General features: G+C 73.2%; 2 protein-coding genes. Both read left to right on the top strand.

The genetic code is table 11. The annotated features are described in order from the left end of the window. Window positions 1-15702 carry a type I polyketide synthase gene (locus F8R89_RS01970; RefSeq protein ID WP_151782299.1) on the top strand — a complete coding sequence of 5234 codons (15702 nt, stop codon included), beginning with the start codon at window positions 1-3 and terminating at the stop codon, window positions 15700-15702. Continuing rightward, on the top strand, window positions 15699-26993 hold the full coding sequence (locus tag F8R89_RS01965; protein ID WP_151782298.1) for a type I polyketide synthase: 11295 nt from the start codon (window positions 15699-15701) through the stop codon (window positions 26991-26993). Before F8R89_RS01970 ends, F8R89_RS01965 begins: the two co-directional genes overlap by 4 nt.

The raw sequence follows: 26993 nt of genomic DNA, 5'->3' as shown, positions 1-26993 counted from the left end.
ATGGCCGAGGACAAGAAGCTTCTCGACTACCTGCGACGGGTGACGGCCGACCTCGCGCAGACCAGACAGCAGCTCCAGGACGCGCGGAACGCGGCGCACGACCCCATCGCCATCGTCTCCATGGCCTGCCGCTTTCCAGGCGGCGTACGCACCCCGGAGGCGCTGTGGGAGCTCGTCGCGGGCGGCGTCGACGCCGTCGGGCCCCTGCCGGACGACCGTGGCTGGCCCCTGGACCGCCTGCTCTCCGACGAGCCTGGCCGGCAGGGCACCAGCTACGTCGCCGAAGGCGGCTTCCTCTATGACGCCCCCGGCTTCGACGCCGGCCTCTTCGGCATCGCCCCGAGGGAAGCCGTCGTCATGGACCCGCAGCAGCGGCTGATGCTGGAGGTGTCCTGGGAGGTGCTCGAGCGCGCCGGCATCGCCCCCGACGCCGTACGCGGCGAACGCGTCGGCGTGTTCACTGGCTCCGGCTACCAGGACTACGGCGACCTGCTCAACGCCGCACCCGAGGCCGCGGAGGCGTATCTCGGCACCGCCGCCTCGTCCGCCGTGATCTCCGGGCGCGTCGCCTACACGCTCGGCCTGGAGGGCCCCACCCTCACCGTCGACACCGCCTGCTCGTCCTCACTGGTCGCACTTCACCTCGCCGTGCAGGCGCTGCGCCGCGGCGAGTGCGCCATGGCCCTGGCCGGCGGCGTGATGGTGATGTGCACGCCCGCGCCGTTCGTGGCGTTCAGCCGCCAGCGCGGACTGGCACCCGACGGCCGCTGCAAGGCCTACTCCGCCACCGCGGACGGCACGGGCTGGGCGGAAGGCGCCGGCGTCCTGCTCCTGGAACGGCTCTCCGACGCCCAGCGCAACGGGCACCCCGTGCTCGCCGTCGTCCGAGGCAGCGCCGTCAACCAGGACGGCGCGAGCAACGGCCTCACCGCGCCCAGCGGACCGGCCCAGCAACGTGTGATCCGGCAGGCCCTCGACGACGCGCGACTGCCCGCGGGCCAGGTCGACGCCGTCGAGGGACACGGCACCGGCACCACCCTCGGCGACCCCATCGAGGCACAGGCCCTGCTCGCCACCTACGGCCAGGGGCGCGCACCCGGAGAACCGCTCTGGCTCGGCTCGCTGAAGTCCAACTTCGGCCACGCCCAGGCCGCCGCGGGCGTCGGCGGCGTCATCAAGATGGTCATGGCCCTGCGCCACGGACTCCTGCCCCGCACCCTGCACGTGACGGAACCGTCCACCAACGTGGACTGGACGTCCGGAGCGGTCCGGTTGCTCACCGAGAACCAGCCCTGGCCGAACCGCCCGCACCCCCGGCGCGCGGCCGTGTCCTCCTTCGGTGTGAGCGGCACCAACGCCCACGTCATCCTGGAGGCCGCGCCCGACGACCCGCCACCGGCCCCGCCGCACGACGGGACCGGAACACCGGCGGCGGCCCACGCGTGGGTGCTGTCCGCGCACGACGACGACGCGCTCACCGACACGGCACGCCACCTGGCCGACTTCGTGACCGGCCAGGACCCGGACCCCGCCGACGTCGCCCACTCCCTGGCGACCACCCGCGCCGCACTCGGCCACCGCGCCGTCGTGATCGGCGCGGACACCGCCGAACTCGTCGCCGGACTCACGGCACTGGCCACACAGGGCGACGCCGCCGGCGTCGTCCGAGGAACCGCCCGCACCGACCCCCAGGTCGCCTTCGTCTTTCCCGGCCAGGGCTCCCAGTGGACGGGCATGGCCGTCGAACTGCTCGACACGTCCGACGCGTTCACCCGGCACATGGCCGAATGCGCCGACGCGCTGAGCGAGTTCGTCGACTGGGACCTGTTCTCCGTCCTGCGCGGCGAGCCCGACGCACCCTCCCTGGACGCCGTCGACGTGGTGCAGCCGGCGCTCTGGGCGGTCATGGTGTCCCTCGCCCGGCTGTGGCGCGCCCACGGCGTCGAGCCGTCGGCCGTGATCGGGCACTCGCAGGGCGAGATCGCCGCGGCCTGCGTGGCGGGCGGGCTCACCCTGCGGGACGGCGCCCGCGTGGTCGCGCTGCGCAGCCGCGTCATCGCCGAGGAACTGGCCGGACTCGGCGGCATGATGTCCGTCGCGCTGTCCGCCGAAGTCGCCGAGGCACACATACGGGACGTCGACGGACTGTCCCTCGCCGCCGTCAACGGCCCCGGCTCGGTCGTCGTCTGCGGCGAACCCGACGCCCTCGAACGCCTCCGCGCCGACCTCACCGGCTCCGGCGTCCGCGCCCGCATGATCCCCGTCGACTACGCCTCCCACTCCCACCACGTCGAAGGCATCCGCGACCGCCTCCTGGAACTCCTCGCACCGATCCGGCCGCGCAGCGGCGACATTCCCTTCCACTCCACGGTCACCGGCGGCCTCCTCGACACCTCCGCCCTCGACGCCGACTACTGGTACCGCAACCTCCGCCGGACCGTCTGCTTCGCCGACACCGCGCGTGCCCTGCACGAGGCCGGATTCGACGTCTTCGTCGAGACGAGCGCCCACCCCGTGCTCAAGCCAGCCATGGAGGAGATCCTCGCCGAGGCCGACGCGCCCGCCGGCGCCACCGTCACCGGCACCCTGCGCCGGGACGACGGCGGACTCGACCGCTTCCTCTCCTCCCTCGCCGAGGTCCACGTCCACGGCGTCCCGGTCGACTGGACCCGCACCTGCCCCGGCGGACGCCGCGTCCCGCTGCCCACCTACCCCTTCCAGCACGCCCGGTACTGGCTCGACACCGGCACCGGCACCAGCGGCGACGTCACCGGCGCGGGCCTGCGGGCGGCCGGTCACCCGCTGCTCGGCGCCGTCGTCACCACCCCGGCGACCGACGGCGTCATCCTGACCGGCCGGCTCTCCACGACCGCCCAGCCCTGGCTCGCCGACCACACGGTCCTCGGCACCGCCGTGTTCCCCGGCACCGGCTTCGTCGAACTGGCCGTCCGGGCCGGCGACGAGACGGGCTGCCCGGCCCTGGCCGAACTCACCGTCGAAGCACCTCTCCTCCTGGACGACACGACCGGCACACAGCTCCAGGTCGTCGTGGAGGGCCCCGACCACGACGGGGCCCGCCCCGTGCACGTGTACGCACGCCGCGAGGACGCCGCCGAACACGAACCCTGGACCCGCCACGCCACGGGCCTCCTCACCCCGGAACCGGCCCCCACCCCCGGCGCCGCCCTCACCACGTGGCCACCCACGGGCGCCACGGAGGTCAGCCTCGACGGCTTCTACCCCGCGCTGGCCGAGGCCGGACTCGGCTACGGCCCCGTCTTCCAGGGACTGCGCGCGGTCTGGCGCTCCGGGGACGACGTGTACGCCGACGTCCGCCTCCCCGACGGCACACCGGACGCGGCGCCGGACGCGGCGGCGGAAGAGGAGAGGACGTTCGGCCTGCATCCTGCCCTGCTGGACGCCGCCCTGCACGCCTGCGCCCTCACCGGCGCCGTGGGCGACCGCGCCCTGCTGCCGTTCACCTTCTCCGGCGTCACCCTGCACGCCTCCGGAGCCACGCGGCTCCGGGTCCGGCTCACCGTCCTGCGCGACGGCGAGGTCGCGCTGGAGGCCGCCGACCCGACCGGCGCCCCCGTCGCCTCGCTGACCTCGGTGGTCCTGCGCCCCACGTCGGACGCGTGGAGCCCCGACACCCCGCGCCGCGTCGACGACGCCCTCTACCGGCCGACCTGGACGGAGGTGACGGGCGGGACGGCCACGGCCGTCACGTCGGCGCCCTGGGACGCACTGCCCGACGCGGCGACACCGGACATCATCACCCTGGCCGTCCAAGCCGGCACCGACCGCACGGCCGTCCACGCCGCCACACAGCACGTCCTCACCGTCCTCCAGACCTGGCTGACCGAGGACCGCTTCACCGACTCGACCCTGCTGGTGCACACCCGGGGCGCGGTCACCCTGGACGGCGAGGACGTCACCGACCTGGCCGGGGCGGCCGTGTGGGGCCTGGTGCGGTCCGCCCAGGCCGAGCACCCCGGCCGGATCCTCCTGGCCGACACGGACGGCCCCCTCACCGAGTCACTGCCCGCCATCGTCGCCTCGGGCGAACCCCAACTCGTGTGCCGCGGGGCACGACTGCACGCCGCACGACTCAGCCGCGTCCGCACCACCGCCCCCGGGACGACCGACGCCCCTGAGAACACCACGGCCTTCGACCCGCACGCCACAGTCGTCATCACCGGAGGCGCCGGCACCCTCGGCGGACTCCTCGCCCAGCACCTGGTCACCCGGTACGGCGCGCGCCACCTGCTGCTCCTCGGCCGCCGCGGTCCTGACACACCGGGCGCCGGCGAACTGCGCGACCGCCTCACCGAACTGGGCGCCACAACCGTCACGTTCACCGCCTGCGACGCCGCCGACCGCGACGCCCTGGCCGAGGCGCTGGCCGCCGTACCCGCCGACCGGCCGGTCCGCGGAGTCGTGCACGCGGCCGGAGTCCTGGCCGACGGCACCGTCACCACGCTCACCCCGCAGCACCTGGACACCGTGCTGCGCCCCAAGACCGACGCGGCGCTGCACCTGCACGAACTGCTCGCCGACGTCGAGATGTTCGTCCTCTTCTCCGGGGCGGCCGGCATCCTCGGCGCCCCCGGACAGGCCAACTACGCGGCCGCCAACGCCTTCCTCGACGGGCTCGCCGCGCACCGCCGGGCCCAGGGCCGTGCCGCGCAGTCCCTGGCGTGGGGTTTCTGGGCCCAGGGCACCGGCATGACCGGCGGCCTCGGCGCAGGCGACCGCGCCCGCATCAGCCGCAGCGGCATGATCGGCCTGTCCGACGAGGAAGGTCTGGCACTGTTCGACGCGGCCCACGGCCGGCCCGAACCCCTCCTGCTGCCCGCCCGGTTCGACCTGGCCGCCCTGCGCGGCCAGCCGGAGACACCCGCCCTCTTCCGCGGCCTGCTGCCCGCCGCCCGCCCGACCGCCTCGCCCCAGGGGACCGAGGACTCCGCCACCGACTTCCTCTCCGGCCTGTCCGGGACGGAGCGGGAACAGGCGATGCTCGACCTCGTCCTGGAACGCGTGGCCGTCGTCCTCGGATTCACCTCGTCCGCCGACGTCGACCCGGACCGGGCCTTCCGCGAGCTGGGCTTCGACTCTCTCACCGCCGTGGAGTTCCGCAACCGCCTCGGACGGGCCCTCGGCCTGCGCCTGCCGGTGACCCTCGCCTTCGACCATCCGTCCCCCACCGCCCTCGCACGCCACCTCGTCGACCGCCTCACCGGAACGACCGGAAGCATGCGGGCGCCAGGGACATCCCCGGTCGCCTCCGACGACGAGCCCATCGCGATCGTGGCCATGAGCTGCCGCTTCCCCGGCGGCGTGAAATCCCCCGAGGACCTGTGGCAGCTGGTCGTGACCGGGACGGACGCCGTCTCCACTTTCCCCACCGACCGAGGCTGGAACGGCGACGAACTCCACGACCCCACCGCCGGACGCTCCGGCACCAGCTACACCAGGCACGGCGGATTCCTCCACGACGCCGCCGACTTCGACCCCGCGTTCTTCGGCATCAGCCCCAACGACTCCCTCGCCATGGACCCGCAGCAGCGGCTCCTCCTGGAGTGCGCCTGGGAGGCGTTCGAGCGCGCGGGCATCGCCCCCGCGTCCGTGCGGGGCAGCCGGACCGGGGTCTACGCCGGTCTCATGTACCACGACTACGCCGGCAACAGCGGCACGGGAGCCAACGCGTCCGGCCGGGTCGCGTACACGTTCGGCCTGGAGGGCCCCGCGGTCACGGTCGACACGGCCTGCTCCTCATCCCTGGTGGCGCTGCATCTGGCCGCCCAGGCGCTGCGCTCCGGCGAATGCACGCTGGCGCTCGTCGGCGGGGCCAGCGTGATGGCCACCCCGGAGATCTACGTCGAGTTCAGCCGACAGCGCGCCCTCTCCGAGGACGGCCGCTGCAAGTCGTACGCCGACGGAGCCGACGGGACCGGTATCTCCGAGGGCGCGGGCGTGCTGCTGGTGGAGCGGCTGTCGGACGCCCGGCGCAACGGACATCCGGTGCTGGCGGTGGTGCGGGGTTCGGCGGTGAATCAGGACGGTGCGTCGAACGGGTTCACGGCGCCCAATGGGCCGTCGCAGGAGCGGGTGATCCGTCAGGCGCTGGCGTCGGCGGGGCTGTCGGCCGCTGACGTGGACGTGGTCGAGGGGCATGGGACGGGGACTGTTCTGGGTGATCCGATCGAGGCGCAGGCCCTGCTGGCCACGTACGGGCAGGACCGCCCCGAGGGGCACCCCCTGTGGTTGGGCTCCGTCAAGTCGAACATCGGGCATACGCAGGCTGCTGCGGGTGTCGCCGGGATCATGAAGATGGTGCTGGCGATGCGGCACGGGGTGGTGCCGCGGACCTTGCATGTGGATGAGCCGTCCTCGCAGGTGGACTGGTCCGCGGGCGCGGTCGAACTGCTCACGGAGGCCAGGGAGTGGGCTGGTGAGGGCCGTCCGCGTCGGGCCGGTGTGTCGTCGTTCGGCATCAGCGGCACGAACGCGCACGTGATCGTGGAGGAGCCGCCCGCGGCCGAGGTGACCGTTTCCGAGGGCGATGTGGCCCCGGTTGCCTGGGTGGTGTCGGGGAAGACGCCCGAGGCGCTGACCGCCTACGCCGATCAGCTCCGGGCCTACGTCGCGGAGCGTGAAGATGTGCGCCTGGTGGACGTGGCGTCCACGCTGGCCCGACGAGCGCGTTTCGAGCACCGGACCGTCGTCGTCGGGGCCGATCGCGACGAACTGGTGCGCGGGCTGGGTCAGGTAGGTGTGGCGCCCCGGGTGAGGGGCGGGCCGGCCTTCCTGTTCACGGGGCAGGGCGCGCAGCGGCTGGGGATGGGGCGTGAACTGGCGGCGCGTTTCCCGGTGTTCGCCGCCGCCTTCGATGAGGTCGCCGCCGCGCTCGACGCGTACGTGGAGCGTCCGCTGAGGGATGCCGTGTGGGGCGAGGACCCGGCCGTTCTGGAGCAGACCGGGTGGGCGCAGCCCGCGCTGTTCGTGTTCGAGGTCGCGCTGTTCCGGCTGTTGGAGTCGTCCGGGCTGAAGCCGGACTTCGTGGCGGGGCATTCGATCGGCGAGCTGGCCGCCGCGCACGTCGCCGGAGTACTCACGCTGGAGGAGGCAGCCCGGCTCGTGGCCGCACGAGGCCGCCTCATGCAGGCGCTGCCCGCCGGTGGCGCGATGGCCTCCGTGCGGGCCGACGAGGCCGTGGTGCGCGCTGTGCTCGTGGACGGGGCGGAGATCGCCGCGGTCAACGGCCGCGCGTCGGTGGTCGTCTCGGGCTCGGACAAGGCCGTCGCCCAGACGATCGAAAGGCTGCGGGGCGAGTACAAGGTCACGCGTCTGCGGGTGAGTCACGCGTTCCATTCGGCGCTGATGGAGCCGATGCTGGACGACTTCGCCGAGGTCGCCTCCCAGCTGTGCTACTCGGCGCCGCGCATCCCCCTCGTCTCGACCTTGACCGGTCAGCGGGTGACCGACGAGCTGTGCGACCCGCACTACTGGGTCCGACAGGTCCGCGAGCCCGTCCGCTTCGCCGACGCGGTCACCGCGTTGGCGGGCGACGGCGTCGGTACGTTCCTGGAGGTCGGCCCCGACACCGTCCTGGCAGCCATGGTCGACGACACGGCCGTACACGCGGTCGCCACTCAACGCCGCGACCGCGACGAAGCGCGCACCTTCCTCACCGCCCTCGGCACCCTCCACTCCCGAGGCACCGACGTCGACTTCGCCGCTCTCCACCCCGGACGGCACCTCGACGACCTTCCTACCTACCCGTTCCAGCGTGAGCGCTACTGGGCCGACACCCAGGAGTACTGGTCCGGTGCATGGGCGGGCGCCGGCGGGGGAGACGTCCTCTCCGCGGGGCTCCGTCCGGTCGGGCACCCCCTGCTGGGCGCGGCCGTGGCGCTGCCAGATTCGGAGGGACTGGTCCTCACCGGCAGGATCTCGCAGGCCACACACCCCTGGACAGCCGATCACGCCGTGACGGGCGTCGTGCTGCTTCCGGGAGCCGCCCTCGTGGAGATGGCGCTGCACGCGGGCCAGCAGGCGGGCTTCCCACGGCTCGCGGAACTGACACTTCACGCACCCCTCGTCCTGCCCGACGAGGACGCGCTGGTGCTCCGCGTGGTCGTCGGCGGGGCGGACGACTCCACCGTCCGCACGGTCGGCGTGTACTCCGCGATCGCCGATGACGCTCCCTGGACCCTGCACGCCGAGGGCACGCTGACCGCCGCTGCTCCCGAGCCCCCTGACACGTCGGACGTGCGGCCGCCGGCCGATGCCGAGGAAGTGACCACGGACGGCTTCTACCGACGGCTGCTGGAGGACGGCTACGCGTACGGCGACACGTTCCGAGGGCTCCGCAAGGTATGGCGGCGCGGCGACGAGCTGTACGCCGAGGTCGTCCTGCCGGAGCCCGCGAGCGCCGAGGCGGACCGCTACGGCCTGCATCCGGCTCTTCTCGACTCCTGCCTGCACGCCTCTCTGCTGGCCACGCCCGGCACTGACGACGAGGTGAGGCTGCCGTTCGCGTGGACCGGCGTTGCCTGCCACGCCGTCGGCGCCGACGCACTCCTGGTCCGGATCACCCCGGCCGGGGGTGACGGCCTGGCCATCACCGCGACGGACCCCCTGGGCAACCCGGTCCTGACGGTGGACTCCCTGGTGTCCCGTTCCGTGACGGCCGACCGTCTCCACGAGCGGGCGGCGGGTCAGGACGCGGGTCACCGCGTGGAGTGGGTGCCCGTGCCGAAGCCGTCCGCCGTGGTCACCTCGGTGATCCTCGGCGAGGCACTCGACGGCCTCGACGACGGCACTGCCTTCGCGGACCTGCCCGCGCTCGCCACGGCCGTCGCGGAGGGGACGCCGGTGCCCGAGCGGGTCGTGGTCCGCTGCGCGCCGATCGAGGGCGCCGGCGACGACGTCCCCGCGCACGTCCGTACGGCCACCGCGCGGGTTCTGCGCGTGGTCCAGGAGTGGCTGACGCTGGAAGGGTTCGGCGACGCCCGGCTCGTGGTCGTGACGTCGAACGCCGTGCCCGACGGCAGCGGTCCCGTCGATCTGGCGGCGGCGCCGCTGTACGGCCTGCTGCGGTCGGCGCAGGCCGAACACCCTGGCCGGTTCGCCCTTGTCGACACCGACGACACCCAGGCGTCGTCCGCGGCACTGGCGTCCGCGCTGGCCTCCGGCGAACCCGAGATCATCCTGCGCGACGGCGGACTGCGCGCCCCCCGGCTGACCCGCGCGACACCCGGTCCTGCCGACGCACCCGCTCTGAGCGCCGGCACGGTGCTGGTGACGGGTGGGACGGGTGGTCTCGGCGGGTTGGTGGCGCGGCATCTGGTGGCGGTGCATGGGGTGCGGCGGCTGGTGTTGGCCGGTCGCCGGGGTGCGGGTGCTGCGGGGGCGGGGGAGTTGGTGGCCGGGCTGGAGGGGCTGGGTGCCGAGGTCTCGGTGGTGGCGTGTGATGTGTCGGACCGGGCTGCGCTGTCTGGGGTGCTGGCGGGGATTCCGGCCGATCATCCGTTGACGGGTGTGGTGCATGCGGCGGGTGTGCTGGACGACGGTGTGGTGGCGTCGTTGAGCGCGGAGCGGCTGGACCGTGTGTTGCGGGCGAAGGCCGACGCCGCCTGGCACCTGCACGAACTCACCCGCGACCAGCCGCTCGCCGCCTTCGTCCTCTTCTCCTCCTCGGCCGGGGTGCTCGGCGCACCCGGCCAGGGCAACTACGCGGCCGCCAACACCTTCCTCGACGCCCTCGCCGCTCATCGTCGCGCCCAGGGCCTGCCCGCCGTGTCGCTGGCCTGGGGCCTCTGGGATGCCGACGGCATGGGTGAGCGCATCGGCGAGGCGGAACGACGCCGCCTGGGCCGCAACGGCTTCCCGCCGATGACCGTCGGACAGGGCCTCGCGCTGTTCGATTCCGCGCTGACCGGTGACGACGCGGTCAGGGTGCTCGTCCGGCTCGACCTGCCCGCGCTGCGGAACGCCGACTCCGCGGCCGGCCCGCTCCCTTCGATGCTCCGCGGACTGGTCCCCCAGGCTCGCCGTCCGGCCGGAAGCACGCCGGCCGCTTCGTCCCTCCACGCGCTGCTCGCCGACCGTCCCGCTGAGGAACGCGTCGACGAACTGCTGCTCCTCGTGCGGACCGAGGTGGCGCGGGTGCTCGGCCACCCCTCGGCGGACTCGGTGACGTCCGACCAGGCCTTCAAGGACCTGGGCTTCGACTCGCTGTCCGCCGTGGAGCTGCGGAACCGGCTCAACACCGCGACCGGCCTACGGCTCTCCGCGACGCTCGTCTTCGACCACCCGACCGCCACCGCCGTCGCCGGGCACCTGGACAGGCTCCTGTTCGACGCCCACGAGCCCCGGCCGGCGGCGGCCGCCGCCTCGGCGCGGGTGGATGACGAGCCGGTGGCGATCGTGGGGATGGCGTGCCGTTTCCCGGGCGGGGTGTCGTCGCCGGAGGAGTTGTGGCGGCTGGTCGAGTCCGGGGTGGACGCGGTGACGGACTTCCCGTCCGGCCGGGGCTGGGACGTGGACGCCCTCTACGACCCCGAGCCCGGGACGGACGGCAGGACGTACGCGCGGTCCGGGGGTTTTGTCCACGACGCCGGTGAGTTCGACGCCGGGTTCTTCGGGATCAGCCCCAACGAGGCGCTGGCGATGGATCCTCAGCAGCGGCTGTTGCTGGAGACGTCGTGGGAGGCGCTGGAGCGGGCCGGGATCGACCCGCGCACGCTGCGTGGAAGCGCCACCGGCGTCTTCGCGGGTGTGATGTACCACGACTACCAGGACAACACCAACACCGGATCCATCGCCTCCGGCCGGGTGGCGTACACGTTCGGCTTCGAGGGCCCTGCGGTCACCGTCGACACGGCCTGCTCCTCCTCGCTCGTGGCGCTGCACCTGGCGGCGCAGTCCCTCCGCAACGGCGAATGCTCACTCGCGCTCGCCGGGGGTGTGACGGTCATGGCCACCCCCGAGGTGTTCGTCGAGTTCAGCAGGCAGCGGGGTCTTTCGCCGGACGGCCGTTGCCGCTCGTTCGCCGCGACGGCGGACGGGACCGGGTTCTCCGAGGGCGCGGGCGTGGTGCTGCTGGAGCGGCTGTCGGATGCGCGGCGCAACGGGCATCCGGTGCTGGCGGTGGTGCGGGGTTCGGCGGTGAATCAGGACGGTGCGTCGAACGGGCTGACGGCACCCAATGGGCCGTCGCAGGAGCGGGTGATCCGTCAGGCGCTGGCGTCGGCGGGGTTGTCGGCCGCTGACGTGGACGTGGTCGAGGGGCACGGGACGGGGACTGTTCTGGGTGATCCGATCGAGGCGCAGGCCCTGCTGGCCACGTACGGGCAGGACCGCCCCGAGGGCCGTCCGCTGTGGCTGGGTTCCATCAAGTCGAACATCGGGCACACGCAGGCCGCTGCCGGGGCAGCGGGGATCATGAAGATGGTCCTGGCGATGCGCAACGGTGTGCTGCCGCGGACCCTGCACGCCGAAGAGCCGTCCCCCCAGGTGGACTGGTCGTCCGGTGCGGTCGAACTGCTCACGCGGCCCCAGGAATGGACCGGTCGTGAGGGGCGTCCGCGTCGGGCCGCCGTCTCCTCGTTCGGACTGAGCGGAACCAACGCGCATGTGATCGTGGAAGAGCCGCCGGCAGTCGAGGCGGCGCCGTCCGAAGACGATGTCACGCCCGTGGCGTGGGTCGTGTCGGGGAAGACTCCCGAGGCGCTGACCGCGTACGCCGACCAGCTCAGGAGCAATCTCTCCGGGCATCGCGAGGAACTGCGCCTGGTGGACGTGGCGTCGACGCTGGCAGGCCGGGCGCAGTTCGCCCACCGGTCCGTGGTCGTCGGTGCGAACCGCGAGGAGCTGTTGCGCGGCCTGGGGAACGCCGGGGAAGTCTCCTCGGCCACCGGCGGGCTGGCCTTCCTGTTCACGGGGCAGGGCGCGCAGCGGCTGGCCATGGGGCGCGAACTGGCTTCCCGTTTCCCGGTGTTCGCCGCCGCTTTCGAAGAAGTGACCGCCGCGCTCGACGCACACGTGGAGCGTCCGTTGCGCGAGGTCGTGTGGGGCGAGGACCCTGCCGTTCTTGAGCAGACCGGCTGGGCGCAGCCCGCGCTGTTCGTGTTCGAGGTCGCGCTGTTCCGGCTGTTGGAGTCGTCCGGGCTGAAGCCGGACTTCGTGGCGGGGCATTCGATCGGCGAGCTGGCCGCCGCGCACGTCGCCGGGGTGCTCTCTCTGGCAGAGGCAGCGCGCCTCGTCGCCGCTCGGGGACGGCTGATGCAGGCGCTGCCCACGGGTGGCGCGATGGCGTCCGTACGGGCGAACGAGACCGCGGTGCGCCCTGCCCTGGCCGAGGGGGTGGAGATCGCCGCCGTCAACGCCCGCACCTCCGTGGTGATCTCGGGCTCTGAGGAGGCGATCGCGGAGACGATCGAGAGTCTGCAAGGCGAGTACAAGGTCACGCGTCTGCGGGTGAGTCACGCGTTCCATTCGGCGCTGATGGAGCCGATGCTGGACGACTTCGCCGAGGTCGCCTCCCAGTTGCACTACTCCGCTCCACGTATCCCGGTGGTCTCGACCTTGACCGGTCAGCGGGTGACCGACGAGCTGTGCGACCCGCACTACTGGGTCCGACAGGTCCGCGAGCCCGTCCGCTTCGCCGACGCCCTCGCCACCCTCGGCGAACACGGTGTAGGCACGTTCCTGGAGGTCGGCCCCGATACCGCCCTGACCGCCATGGTGGAGGACACGGCCCTACACGCAGTCGCCACGCAACGCCGTGACCGCGACGAAGCGCACACCCTCCTCACGGCCCTCGGCGCCCTCCACACACGTGGCATCGACGTCGACTTCGCCGCCCTCCACCCCGGACGCCACCTCGACGACCTGCCCACCTACCCCTTCCAACGCCGGCTGTACTGGAACAGCGGCGGCACCGCGGGCGGAGACCCCGAGTCCATCGGGTTGACCCGGGCCGCGCACCCCCTGCTCGGCGCCGCCGTGTCGGTGGCCGACTCGGAGACGGTCGTGTTCACCGGCCGGCTGTCGACGCGGACCCAGCCCTGGCTGGCCGACCACGTCGTCGGCGACTCGATCCTCTTCCCGGGCACCGGGTTCGTCGAGCTGGCGATCGCGGCGGCCGAGGAATGCGCGTGCGGCCACCTGGACGAGCTGGTGCTGGAGTCACCCCTGGTGATTCCGGAACACGGCGGTGTCGCGGTCCAGGTCGTCGTCGGAGCCCCGGACGACACGGGCGCCCGCGCCGTCGGCGTGCACGCACGCGGCGACGTCCCCGGCCTGCCATGGATACGGCACGCCGTCGGCACCGTACGGGCGTCCGCCGCCGTACTCGCCCCGCCAGAGGTCCGCGGCGCATGGCCGCCGCCCGGCGCCGCTCCGCTCGACCTGACCGGTCGCTACGACCGAATGGCCGGCGACGGGCTCTCCTACGGTCCCGCCTTCCGAGGACTGACGGCCGCATGGACGGTCGGCGACGAGGTCTTCGCCGAGGTGGAGCTGCCCACGGCCGGGGTGTCGCCGGAGGGCTTCCGTCTGCACCCGGCGCTCCTGGATGCGTGTGTCCAAGCCGTCGGTCTGCGCGCCGGTGGACCGGCCGCCATCCGGCTTCCCTTCGCCTGGACCGGAGTCACGGTGTCCGGAGCGGGTGCCACACGGCTGCGGGTACGGATATCTCCGGCACCCGACGGCGGCGTCGCACTGGGCATCGACGACAGGGAAGGCAGGCGGATCGCCTCGATCGACTCGCTGGTGCTGCGCGAGATCGACACCGCCGAGATCGCGGCCGCCCGCCCCGCGGAGCGGGACGCGCTGTTCGAGCTCGCGTGGACGCCGGCCCCCTTCCCGGCGGCGCAGGAGCCCACCTGGACATACTGGGACCAGCTCGACAGCGAAGACGCCGTGCCGGAGACGGTCGTCCTGGTCACGGACACGTTCACCGCACCGGGCCGGACCACGGACGCCGTGCGCCGGGAGGTCCGGCACGTCCTCGGCGTCCTGCAAACCTGGCTGGAGGACGACCGGTACGCGCGTTCCACCTTGGCCGTCGTCACCCGGAACGCGGTCGCCCTCGACGGTATCGAAGCGACCGATGGATCTGACGGGATAGCCAGGGGGACCGGCATCGACCTGGCCGGTGCCGCGGTGTGGGGTCTGGTGCGCTCGGCACAGTCCGAGAACCCCGGGCGCATCGTGCTGGCCGACCTCGACGACCTCACGGCACTGGGGACGGCCCTGGCGACCGACGAGCCTCAAGTGGCCGTACGAAAAGGGGCAGTCCGGGTGGCACGGCTGACTCGGCACACCGCACCCACCCCCGCCACCGACCGCGGGCCGACGTTCGACCCGGGCGGGACGGTCGTGCTCACCGGCGCCACCAGCATGCTCGGCAGGTCGATCGCCCGCCATCTGGTGACGGCGCATGGCGTACGACACCTGCTGCTCCTCAGCAGGCGGGGACCGGCCGCCGAGGGCGCCAGGGCACTGGTCGCCGAACTGGCGGAGTCGGGCGCGCATGCCGAGCTGATCGCGTGCGACGTCGCCGACCGGGACGCGCTCGCCGACGCCTTGGCCCAGGTACCCGCCGACCACCCGCTGACCGGCGTCGTGCACGCCGCCGGTGTGCTGGACGACGGTGTGATCGGCTCGCTCACCGCCGAACGCGCCGACGCCGTGCTCCGGCCCAAGGCCGATGCCGCGCTGCACCTCCACGAGCTGACCCGCACGGCGAAGCCGTCCGCGTTCGTCCTGTTCTCGTCGGCCGCGGGCGTCTTCGGGAACCCCGGTCAGGCCACCTACGCCGCCGCCAACGCCCTCCTGGACGCGCTCGCCGCGCACCGCAGAGCCCTCGGACTGACGGCGCACTCGCTGGCCTGGGGGCTGTGGGACGGCGCCGACGGCATGGCGGCCGACCTGGCGGACGGCGACCGCCGCCGCATGGCCGGCACGGGCGTACGGCCCTTGTCGGAGGCGGACGGTCTGGCGCTCCTCGACGCGGCGCTCGCCACCGACACACCGTCCCTCGTCCCGGTCCGGCTGGACCTCGCGACCCTGGCGCGCCGAGCCGACCTGCCGCCTCTCTTCGGCACCCTCGTCCGGCGCACCGGAGCACGACCGGCCGCGGCGGACACGGCCGACGCGCTGCGGCGCCGCCTCGCGGACACCCCTGCGGACCAGCGGGAAGCCGCACTGCTCGACGTCGTCAGGGAGCATGCGGCGGCGATCCTCGGTCACTCCGGACCCCAGGACGTCCCGGCCACCCGGCCGTTCAAGGAGCTCGGCTTCGACTCGCTGAGCGCGGTCGAGTTCCGCAACCTCCTCAACGCCGCCACCGGCCTGCACCTGCCGCCCACCCTCGTCTTCGACCATCCGAACGCCACCGCTCTGGCCGCCGAACTCGCCGCACAACTGGCCATCGGCGGTGACGACGGCGAGCCCGACGCGGAGCGGCGCATACGGGACCTCCTGCACGTCATCCCGATCAGCCGGTTGCGTGACGCGGGCCTCCTGGAACGTCTCCTGGAACTCGGCGGAGGAGCAGCGGCGCCCCTCGACCCCGCCGACGCCGAGGCCCCCTCCATCGACGACATGGACACCGACGCCCTGATCAACATGGCCCTGGGCGGACGTGACGACTTCGACGCGACCGGAATGAGTGGAGATCAACGATGACCGGCTCCGACAACAAGCTCGTCGCCGCGTTGCGCAGCTCACTCAAGGAGACCGAGTTCCTGCGTGCGCAGAACGCGAAGCTGAACGCGGCCCTCTCGGAGCCGATCGCGATCATCGGCATGGCCTGCCGCTACCCGGGCGGCGTCAGCTCTCCCGAGGACCTGTGGCGACTGGTCGCCGACGGCGTCGACGCGATCTCCGACTTCCCGTCCAACCGCGGCTGGGACACCGACCGGCTGTACGACCCGACAGGAGAGCGACCGCAGACGACGTACGTCCGCCGAGGCGGGTTCCTGCACCACGCTGACCAGTTCGACCCCGCCTTCTTCGGGATCAGCCCCAACGAGGCACTGCTCATGGACCCGCAGCAGCGGCTGCTCCTGGAGTGCTCCTGGGAGGCGATCGAGCGTGCGGGCATCGACCCCGCCTCCTTGCACGGCAGCCGCACCGGCGTCTTCGCCGGCGTGATGTACCACGACTACCCGGCCAACGCGAACACCGGCGCCGTCGCCTCGGGCCGCGTCTCCTACACCCTCGGCCTCGAAGGACCGACGGTCACGGTGGACACCGCCTGCTCCTCCTCCCTGCTCGCCCTGCACTCGGCCACCCAGGTGCTCAGGGCGGGGGAGTGCACGCTGGCGCTGGTCGGCGGAGTCGCGGTGATGGCGACACCGGAGGCGTTCGTCGAGTTCAGCCGTCAGAAGGGACTGTCGCCCGACGGGCGCTGCCGCTCGTACGCGGCCTCCGCCGACGGCGCCGCCTGGGCCGAGGGCGCCGGCGTCCTCCTGGTGGAACGCCTCTCCGACGCCCGGCGCAACGGACACCCGGTCCTGGCCGTCGTGCGCGGCTCGGCCGTCAACTCCGACGGGGCGAGCAACGGCCTGTTCGCTCCCAACGGCCCCTCGCAGCAACGGGTGATCCGGCAGGCGCTGGCGTCGGCCGGACTGTCGGCCGCTGACGTGGACGTCGTCGAGGGGCATGGGACGGGGACTGTCCTGGGCGATCCGATCGAGGCGCAGGCGTTGCTGGCCACGTACGGGCAGGACCGCCCCGACGGCCGTCCGCTGTGGCTCGGCTCGATCAAGTCGAACATCGGGCATACGCAGGCTGCTGCGGGCGTCGCCGGGATCATCAAGATGGTGCTGGCGATGCGCCATGGCGTGGTGCCCCGGACGTTGCATGTGGATGAGCCGTCTTCGCAGGTGGACTGGTCCGCGGGCGCGGTCGAACTGGTCACGGAGGCTCGGGAGTGGGCCGGTGAGGACGGCCGTCCCCGTCGGGCGGGGGTGTCGTCGTTCGGGATCAGCGGCACGAACGCACATGTGATCGTGGAGGAGCCACCGGCCGTCGAAGTGCCGCCCTCTGAAAGCGATGCCGCGCCGGTGGCGTGGGTGGTGTCGGGGAAGACGCCGGAGGCACTGACCGCGTACGCCGCTCGGATCCGCTCCTATGTGGCGCAGCGTGACGGCGTACGTCTCGTGGACGTGGCGTCGACGCTGGCCGGCCGTGCGCGATGCGAGCACCGCGCTGTGGTGGTGGGCGCGCATCGCGACGAACTGCTGCGTGGGCTGGACCAGGTCGGGCCGATGTCCCCGGTGGACGGCGGGCTGGCCTTCCTGTTCACGGGGCAGGGCGCGCAGCGGTTGGCCATGGGGCGCGAACTGGCATCCCGGTTCCCGGTGTTCGCCGCCGCTTTCGAAGAAGTGACCGCCGCCCTGGACGAGTATCTGGAGCGTCCGCTGCGCGAGGTCGTGTGGGGCGAGGACCCTGCCGTTCTTGAGCAGACCGGCTGGGCGCAGCCCGCGCTGTTCGTGTTCGAGGTCGCGCTGTTCCGGCTGCTGGAGTCGGCCGGGCTGAAGCCGGACTTCGTGGCGGGGCATTCGATCGGCGAGCTGGCGGCCGCCCACGTCGCGGGGGTGCTCTCTCTGGCAGAGGCAGCGCGCCTCGTCGCCGCTCGGGGGCGGCTGATGCAGGCGCTGCCCACGGGTGGCGCGATGGCGTCCGTGCGGGCGGAAGAGGCCGTGGTGCGGCCCGTGCTGGCCGAGGGTGTGGAGATTGCCGCGATCAACGGCCCCAAGGCGGTGGTGATATCGGGCTCGGACGACGCCGTCACGCGCACGATCGAGAGTCTGCAAGGTGAGTACAAGGTCACGCGTCTGCGGGTGAGTCACGCGTTCCATTCGGCGCTGATGGAGCCGATGCTGGACGACTTCGCCGATGTCGCCTCCCAGTTGCACTACTCCGTTCCACGTATCCCGGTGGTCTCGACCTTGACCGGTCAGCGGGTGACCGACGAGCTGTGCGACCCGCACTACTGGGTCCGACAGGTCCGCGAGCCCGTCCGCTTCGCCGACGCCCTCGCCACCCTCGGCGAACACGGCGTAGGCACGTTCCTGGAGGTCGGCCCCGATACCGCCCTGACCGCCATGGTGGAGGACACGGCCCTACACGCGGTCGCCACGCAACGCCGCGACCGCGACGAAGCGCACACCCTCCTCACGGCCCTCGGCGCCCTCCACACACGTGGCACCGACGTCGACTTCGCCGCCCTCCACCCCGGACGGCACCTCGACGACCTGCCCACCTACCCCTTCCAACGCCGGCGCTATTGGCTGGACATGAAGGACTACCTGGCCGAGTCGTGGCTCGGCGATGTCCTGGGGAGCGACCCCACGAGTCTCGGGGTGAAGGCGCTGGATCATCCGCTGCTCGGTGCCGCCGTCACCCTGCCGGACAGTGGCACCGTCGTGGCGACCGGCCGGCTGTCGGTCCGGGACCAGCCGTGGCTCACCGACCACGACGTCCTCGGCAGCGTGCTGCTCCCCGGCACCGGTCTGGTCGAGCTGGTGCTGCGCGCCGGCCAGGAGGCGGACTGCGACCGGATCGACGAACTGACGCTCACCAGCCCGCTCGTCCTCCCGGATGACGGTGCCCGAGTCCTCCGGGTGCTCGTGGGAGCGCCGGACGGGTCCGGCCGCCGTACCGTGGCGGTCTACTCGGCCGAAGAGCAGCAGCTCGCCGGCACCTCGACCGACGACGCCTGGACACTGCATGCCGAGGGCGTCCTGACATCCGGCTCAGCGCTCACGACCGGCCTGTTCGGCACGTGGCCCCCGCCCGGTGCCACTGCCCGTCCGACGCAGGACGCGTACGACCGACTGGTCGAGCGAGGGTACGTATACGGCCCCGTGTTCCAGGGCCTGCGCGGGGCATGGGAGCGCGGCGACGAACTCTTCGCCGAAGTCACCCTCCCCGAGGACGCGCACCGGGACGCCCGGCGATGCGCGGTGCACCCCGCCCTCCTCGACGCGGCGTTGCACGCTTCGCTGCTGGAGGACGTGGACGACGAAGACGGCGCCGCGGCCACCCTGATTCCGTTCGCCTGGAACGGCGTCTCCCTCCACGCCCCGGGCGCCACGAGCCTGCGCGTCCGTATGCGACCGGCAGGGAACGACAGCATGACCCTCGACATCGCGGACGAGGCGGGGCGCCCGGTGCTCTCCGTGACGTCGCTGGTGTCCCGTGCGGTGTCGGCGCAGCAGCTCGACCGGGCGCGCGGGGCCGGTGACGCGACGCTCTACCGCGTCGGCTGGCAGCCCACCGACCTCACCTCCGCCGTCCCCTCCCGTCGCGTCCGCTCGGTCGTCATAGGTGCGCCGGACCTCGGACAGCCGGCGTTCCCCAGCCTCACCGCCCTGGCCGAGGCCGTCGAAGCCGGGGACACCGAAGCGCCGGACGTCGTCCTGCTCCCGTCGGAGCCGGCTGCCGGTGACGTGCCCACGGCGGTGCGGGCCACGACGTCGGCCGCTCTGCACGCCGTTCAGACCTGGCTCGCGGACGAACGCTTCGCCGCTTCGCGGCTGGTGTTCGTGACGCGGCAGGCCGTGACCGCGCGTGAGGGTGAGCACGTCGACCTCGCCGCGGCCCCGGTCTGGGGTCTCGTCCGCGCGGCCCAGGCGGAGAACCCCGGCCGCTTCGCCCTGGCCGACGTCGACGCGTCCGCCGAGACCCGCGCCGTCTGGCCCGAGGTGCTGCCGCACAACGACGAACCGGAAGTCGCCCTGCGCCAGGGCCAGTTGTATGTGCCCCGGCTCGTCACCGCGGACGCGGGCCCGCGACCGGAACCCCTGGACGGTACGGTCCTGGTCACCGGCGGCACGGGTGGGCTCGGCGCCTTGATCGCCCGCCACCTGGTCACCGGGCTCGGCGTCCGCAGCCTCGTGCTGACCGGTCGACGCGGCCCCGAGACCCCCGGCGCCGCGGCACTGGCGACCGAACTGACCGGCCTCGGTGCCCAGGTCACGATCGCCGCCTGCGACGCGGCCGACCGGGAGTCGCTGGCCGCCGTACTGGCCGCGATCCCCGCCGACCGGCCGCTCACCGCCGTGGTGCACGCGGCCGGCGTCGTCGACAACGGCCTGGTCACCACACTGGACCCCGGCCGCCTCGAGTCCGTCCTCCGCCCCAAGGTCGACGGCGCCTGGCATCTCCACGAACTGACACGGCACCTGCCCCTCCGCGCCTTCGTGCTGTTCTCGTCCGCCGGTGGACTGGTCCTCGGGGCGGGCCAGGGTGGCTACGCGGCAGCGAACGTGTTCCTCGACGCGCTCGCCGAGCACCGCGCGGCCACGGGACTGCCCGCCACATCCCTGGCGTACGGCCTCTGGGGCCTCGACACGGGCTTCGGCGCCGCCCTCACCGAGGACGACCTGGACCGTATGGCGCAGCAGGGGTTCCCGGCCCTCACGGCGGAAGAGGGCCTCGCCGCCCTCGACGCCGCCCTGCCCGGCCCGCCCACCCTGGTGCCCCTCAAGATCCGTGCCGCCGGGATCCGGGCGAACGGTGACGTGCCCGCCCTGCTCCGCGGTGTCGTCCGCGTGCCCCGCCGTTCACCGGCCGCCCCCGGCTCCGTGCGGTCGGATCGCCTGGCCGGCCTCACCGGCGACGAGCGCGCGAGTGTCCTGCTCGCCATGGTGCGCGCGGAGGTCGCCGCCGTACTGGGGCATGATTCGGCCGAGGCGATCGAGCCGGACCGCGCCTTCTCCGAACTCGGGTTCGACTCACTGTCCGCCGTCGAGCTCCGCAACCGGCTGGCCTACGCGACCGGCCTGCACCTGCCGGCCACCCTGGTCTTCGACCACCCGACCGCCGACGCGGTCACCGCGCACCTCGACGCCACCCTCGGCGGCACCTCGCCCGACAAGTCCACCCCGGCCGGAGCGAGCCACCGCGCCGACGACGAACCGATCGCCGTCGTCGGCATGGCCTGCCGCTTCCCCGGTGGTGTGCGCTCACCCGAGGACCTGTGGCGCATGCTCGCGGCCGGAGACGAAGCCCTCACGCCGCTGCCCACGGACCGGGGCTGGGACGAATCCCTCTACGACCCCGAACCGGGCAGGGCCGGCAAGTGCTACGCCCGGGGCGGTGGATTCCTGCACGACGCGGGGGACTTCGACGCCGGCTTCTTCGGCATCGGCCCGAACGAGGCGCTGGCGATGGACCCGCAGCAGCGCTTGTTGCTGGAGACGTCCTGGGAGGCGCTGGAACGGGCGGGCATCGACCCTGGCGCCCTGCGCGGCAGCGCCACCGGTGTCTTCGCGGGCGTCATGTACCACGACTACGGCTACGGCAGCTCCAGCGGAGGCAGCGCCGTGGCCGGGCGGGTGTCGTACGCACTGGGCCTGGAAGGCCCGGCCGTCGCCGTCGACACGGCGTGCTCCTCGTCGCTCGTGGCACTCCATTCCGCCGTGCAGGCGCTGAGGCAGGGGGAGTGCTCGCTCGCCCTGGCCGGTGGCGTGGCGGTGATGGCCTCCCCCGAGATCCTCGTCGAGTTCAGTCGCCAACGGGGACTGTCCGCCGACGGCAGGTGCCGTTCGTACGCGTCCGGCGCCGACGGCACCGGCTGGGCCGAGGGCGCCGGCATGCTCCTGGTGGAGCGACTGTCGGACGCCCGGCGCAACGGCCGTACGGTCCTCGCCGTGATCCGGGGCACTGCGGTGAACCAGGACGGCGCGTCCAACGGGTTCTTCGCACCGAACGGCCCCTCGCAGCAACGGGTGATCCGGCAGGCGCTGGCGTCCGCCGGGCTGTCGGGCGCGGACGTGGACGTGGTCGAGGGACACGGGACCGGCACGACGCTGGGCGACCCGATCGAGGCGCAGGCGCTGCTCGCCACGTACGGGCAGGACCGTCCCGGGGGCCGTCCGCTGTGGCTGGGGTCCATCAAGTCGAACATCGGCCACACGCAGGCCGCGGCCGGTGTCGCCGGGATCATGAAGATGGTGCTGGCGATGCGGCACCGCCTGGTCCCGCGCACCTTGCACGTCGACGAGCCGTCGCACCAGGTGGACTGGTCCTCCGGCGCGGTCGAACTGGTCACGGAACCCCGGCCCTGGCAGGCCCGGGACGGCCGCCCGCGCCGCGCCGGGGTCTCCTCGTTCGGTCTCACGGGCACGAACGCGCATGTGATCGTGGAGGAGCCGCCGGCGGTCGAGGTGGCGCCGTCCGAAGGGGATGTCGTGCCGGTGGCGTGGGTGGTCTCGGGGAAGACGCCCGAGGCGCTCACCGCGTACGCCGGTCAGCTCAAGTCCTATGCGGCCGGGCACGAGGGTCCGCGCCTGGTGGATGTGGCGTCGACACTGGCCCGGCGGGCGCGGTTCGCACACCGGGCCGTCGTCGTGGGCGCGGACCGCGAGGAGCTGCTGCGAGGGCTCGACCACGTCACCGGGGCGCCACCGGCGCAGGGCGGCACGGCGTTCCTGTTCACCGGGCAGGGCGCGCAACGACTGGGGATGGGGCGGGAACTCGCGGCTCGCTTCCCGGCGTTCGCGGATGCCCTGGACGAGGTCGTCACCGCCCTCGACGAGCACTCGGAGCGCCCGCTCCGAGACATCGTGTGGGGCGAGGACGCGGGTCTGCTGGAGCAGACCTGCTGGGCGCAGCCCGCACTCTTCGCGTTCGAGGTCGCGCTGTTCCGGCTGCTGGACTCGGCCGGTCTCAAGCCGGAGTTCGTGGCCGGGCATTCGATCGGCGAACTGGCGGCAGCGCACGTCGCCGGGGTGCTGTCACTGCCGGACGCCACCAGACTCGTGGCCGCACGAGGACGCCTGATGCAGGCCTTGCCCGCCGGCGGGGCGATGGCCTCCGTCCGGGCCGAAGAGCCCGACGTACGAGCGGTGCTCGTGGACGGGGTGGAGATCGCGGCGGTCAACGGGCCCAGGTCCGTGGTGATCTCGGGCTCCGAGAAGGCCGTCACCCGGACCGTCGAGAGACTGCGGAACGACCACAAGGTCACGCGTCTGCGCGTCAGTCACGCGTTCCACTCGGCGCTCATGGAGCCGATGCTGGACGACTTCGCCGAAGTCGCCTCGCAGCTGCACTGCTCCGCTCCACGCATCCCCCTGATCTCGACCCTGACCGGTCAAAAGGTGACCGACGAGCTGCGCGACCCGCACTACTGGGTCCGCCAGGTCCGCGAGCCGGTCCGCTTCGCCGACGCACTCACCACCCTCACCGAACACGGAGCGGGCACCTTCCTGGAGGTCGGCCCCGACGCGGTCCTGACCGCCATGGTGGAAGACCCGGCCGTGCACGCCGTCGCCACGCAACGCCGCGACCGCGACGAAGCGCACACCCTCCTCACCGCCCTCGGCACCCTCCACTCCCGAGGCACCGACGTCGACTTCGCCGCCCTCCACACCGGACGCCACCTCGACGACCTCCCCACCTACCCCTTCCAACGTGAGCGCTACTGGCAACCCGAGCACGCGACCGGCGGCGGACCCACCTCGCTCGGGCTGGCCCCGGCCGAGCATCCGCTGCTCGGAGCAGCCGTACCACTCGCGGGCTCCGACGCCGTCGTGTTCACCGGCCGGCTGTCCCCGCACACACATCCCTGGCTGAACGATCACGCCGTCGGCGACTCGGTCCTGTTCCCGGGCACCGGCTTCGTCGAGCTCGCGCTGGCCGCAGGCGCAGAAGTCGGCTGTGACGCCCTCGCGGAACTGGTGCTGACCGCCCCGCTGGCCGTCCCCGACCGGGGCGGCGTGACGATCCAGGTGTCCGTCGGCGCGCCGGGCGCCGACGGACGTCGTACGGTTGCCGTCCACTCACGCACCGAGGACACCGAACCGTGGAGCCACCACGCGGACGGAGTCCTCGGCCAAGGAGGCCGAACGGACTCCGCCGGGCTGACCCAGTGGCCGCCACCGGGGGCCACGGCCCTCCCCGCCGACGACGTCTACGAGACGATGGCCGCCCGCGGCTACGGCTACGGTCCCGTGTTCCAGGGGCTGAGGGCCGCCTGGCAGCGCGGCGACGAGATGTTCGCCGAGGTCGCCCTGCCCGAGCAGGCGCACGCCGAGGCCGACCGGTACGCCGTGCATCCGGCCCTGCTGGACGCCGCCCTGCACGCCATGGCGCTGACCGGCGAGGACAGGGCCGACGCCGTCACCATGCTGCCGTTCTCGTGGAGCGGCGTGACCGTGCGGGCCCATGGTGCGCGCGGCCTCCGCGTAAGGATCACGCCCACCGGTGACGCGTCCGTCGCCCTGGAGCTCGCCGACCTCTCCGGCAGCCCCGTCGCGTCCGTCGGCGCGCTGAACCTGCGCGAGATCAGCCCCGAGCAGCTCGCCGTCCTGCGCCGGGGCGGCGACCCGCTGTACCGGATCGACTGGGTGCCGATCCGCCGCGCCCCGTCCACGGACGCCGACGCCGACTGGATGGCCGTGGGCCGGGGCTGCGAGTACGCCGATCTGGCCGCCCTCGTCGCGGCCTGCGATGCGGGCACGGCCACGGTGCCGGACGTGGTGCTGTGGCGGTCGGCGCCGGGAGGCACGTCCGGCGTCCCGGCCGGAGCCCGCGCGGCTCTGGCCGAGGCACTCGCGGCGGTGCAACTCTGGCTGGCCGAGGAGCGTTTCGCCGCATCGAAGCTGGTGATCGTGACCGAGGGCGCCATGAGCGAGGACAGCTCGGACCTCTGTCTCGAACAAGCGCCCCTGTGGGGTCTGGTCCGCGCGGCCCAGGCGGAGAACCCCGGACGGTTCGTACTGGCCGACGTGTCCCGGACACCGAACGACGCCACAGAGCCCCACCCCACACGGACACCGAACGACGTCACCGGGGCCGACCCCACCCGGACACCGGTCGACCTGCCCCTCCTCGCCGCACGCGCAGCCACCGAACCCGAGCTCATGCTCCGCGCCGAACAGGCCCTCGTGCCTCGACTCGCCCGCGAGCAACAGCCCCCCGAGGCCCCCGCCACACGCCCGCTCGACCCCACCGGAACCGTCCTCGTCACCGGGGGAACCGGCGGCCTCGGCGCTCTGATCGCCCGCCACCTCGTCACCCGCCACGCCATACGCCACCTGGTCCTCACCAGTCGCAGCGGCCCCACGGCCCCGGGCGCGGACCACCTGCACGCCGAACTCACCGCACTCGGCGCCGAGGTACGGATCGTCGCCTGTGACGCCGGGGACCGGGACGCGCTGTCCGCCGTGCTCGCGGACATCGATCCGGCCGCGCCCCTGACCGCGGTGGTGCACGCGGCCGGTGCCGTGGACGACGGTGTGGTCGGCTCGCTGACGCCACAGCGCTTCGAGACGACCCTCCGTCCCAAGCTCGACGGAGCGTGGCACCTGCACGAACTCACACGTGACCTGCCCCTGCGCGCCTTCGTCCTGTTGTCATCCGCCGGCGGCCTGGTCCTGGCGGCCGGCCAGGGCGCTTACGCCTCCGGCAACGTCTTCCTCGACGCGCTCGCCCGGTACCGTACGGCCCACGGGCTCCCGGCGACCTCACTGGCGTACGGCCTGTGGGGGACCGAAACGGGCCACGGCGCGTGGCTGACCGACGCCGACCGGGGGCGCCTCGCCAGGCAGGGCTTCCCCGTGCTCGACGTCGACGAAGGGCTGGCGGCGTTCGACACCGCGCTGGTCACCGACCGTCCGACGCTGGTCCCCGTCAAGGTGGACGTCGCGGCTTTGCGCACTCGGTCCGGTGAACTCCCGGCCCTTGTACGGGACTTGGTGCCCGTGGCGCGGCGCAGGGCCGCCGCCGGTGCGGCGGACGCCGGGGACCTGGCACGCCGGCTCGCGGGCCTCTCCGACTCCGAACAGGAGCAGGAGCTCACCCAGATGGTGCGGGCGCACGCCGCGGCCGTACTGGGGCACGACAGTGCCCAGGCCGTCGATCCCGAGCGGGACTTCCTGGAGCTCGGGTTCGACTCGCTCGCCGCCGTCGAGCTGCGCAACCGGCTGACGGCCGCGACAGGCCTGCAACTGTCCCCGATGGCGGTGTTCGACAACAAGAACCCCACTGCCCTCGCCCGGCATCTGCGCGCCGACCTGTCCCTGCCGCCCGCCGCCGCCCCGGCCGCCGGGGAGGCGGCGGACACCTTGGCCGAGCTGTTCCGTGCCGCCGTCCTGTCCGATCAGGTGATCAAGGGCTTCGACCTGCTGCGTGCGGTGGCCGACCTGCGGCCGCGGTTCACGCGCGCGGCCGACTTCGGCCCCCTGCCCGACGGCGTCCGGCTCGCGGACGGCCCGGAGGAGCCCGTACTCATCGGGATCAGCACCCCGATGGCGACCGGCGGCCCGCACCAGCACGCACGGCTCGCCGCCGCCTTCCGCGGCAAGCGGCCGATGATCACGCTGACCAACCCCGGGTTCACCGCCGGGGAACCCCTGCCGGACACCACGGACGCGGTGGTCGACTACCTCGCCGAAAGCGTGCTGCGGGCCGCCGGGGACCGCCCGTTCGTCCTCGTCGGCTACTCGTCGGGCGGCACGCTCGCCCACGCCACGGCGGGCCACTTGGAACGCGTGCGCGAGGTCCGGCCCGCGGGCGTCGTCCTGATGGACACCTACCGGGTCGACCTGGAGGACCGCGACCAGGGCCGGCTGATGGAACAGCTCACCATCGGACTGGTACGGAAGGACCAGGCGTTCGGCCTGTTCCACAGCAGCGCCCTGTCCGCCATGAACCGCTACTTCGACCTCGTGCCGAGGTTCACGCCGGAACCGCTGGAGGCCCCCGTGCTGTTCGTCGGAGCCACCGAGTCCTTCATGCCCCCAGGCACGGAGGCGGGCGCGGACGGCGACGACTGGCGGGCGAAGCCCTGGGACCCGGCACACCACTACGCCACCGTCCGGGCCACCCACTTCTCCATGATCGAGGACCACGCCGCCGAGGCCGGCGCCCTGATCGAGGAATGGATCTCCCGGCACGCACTCCGCCAGGGCCTCTCGTCTGGATCAGGCCGGATCCAAACGAAAGACCCTAGGGGTGACTAG

Origin of the sequence: Streptomyces sp. SS1-1, from assembly GCF_008973465.1 — a bacterium.
Lineage (GTDB): Bacteria > Actinomycetota > Actinomycetes > Streptomycetales > Streptomycetaceae > Streptomyces.
Note: the sequence above shows the minus strand (reverse complement) of the source record. Positions and strands in the feature narration are given on the sequence as shown.

What these genes read in the sequence shown, in the direction of transcription:
- F8R89_RS01970 (WP_151782299.1), top strand. Translation starts at nt 1, where the DNA reads ATGGCCGAGGACAAGAAGCTTCTCGACTACCTGCGACGGGTGACGGCC.
- F8R89_RS01965 (WP_151782298.1), top strand. Translation starts at nt 15,699, where the DNA reads ATGACCGGCTCCGACAACAAGCTCGTCGCCGCGTTGCGCAGCTCACTC.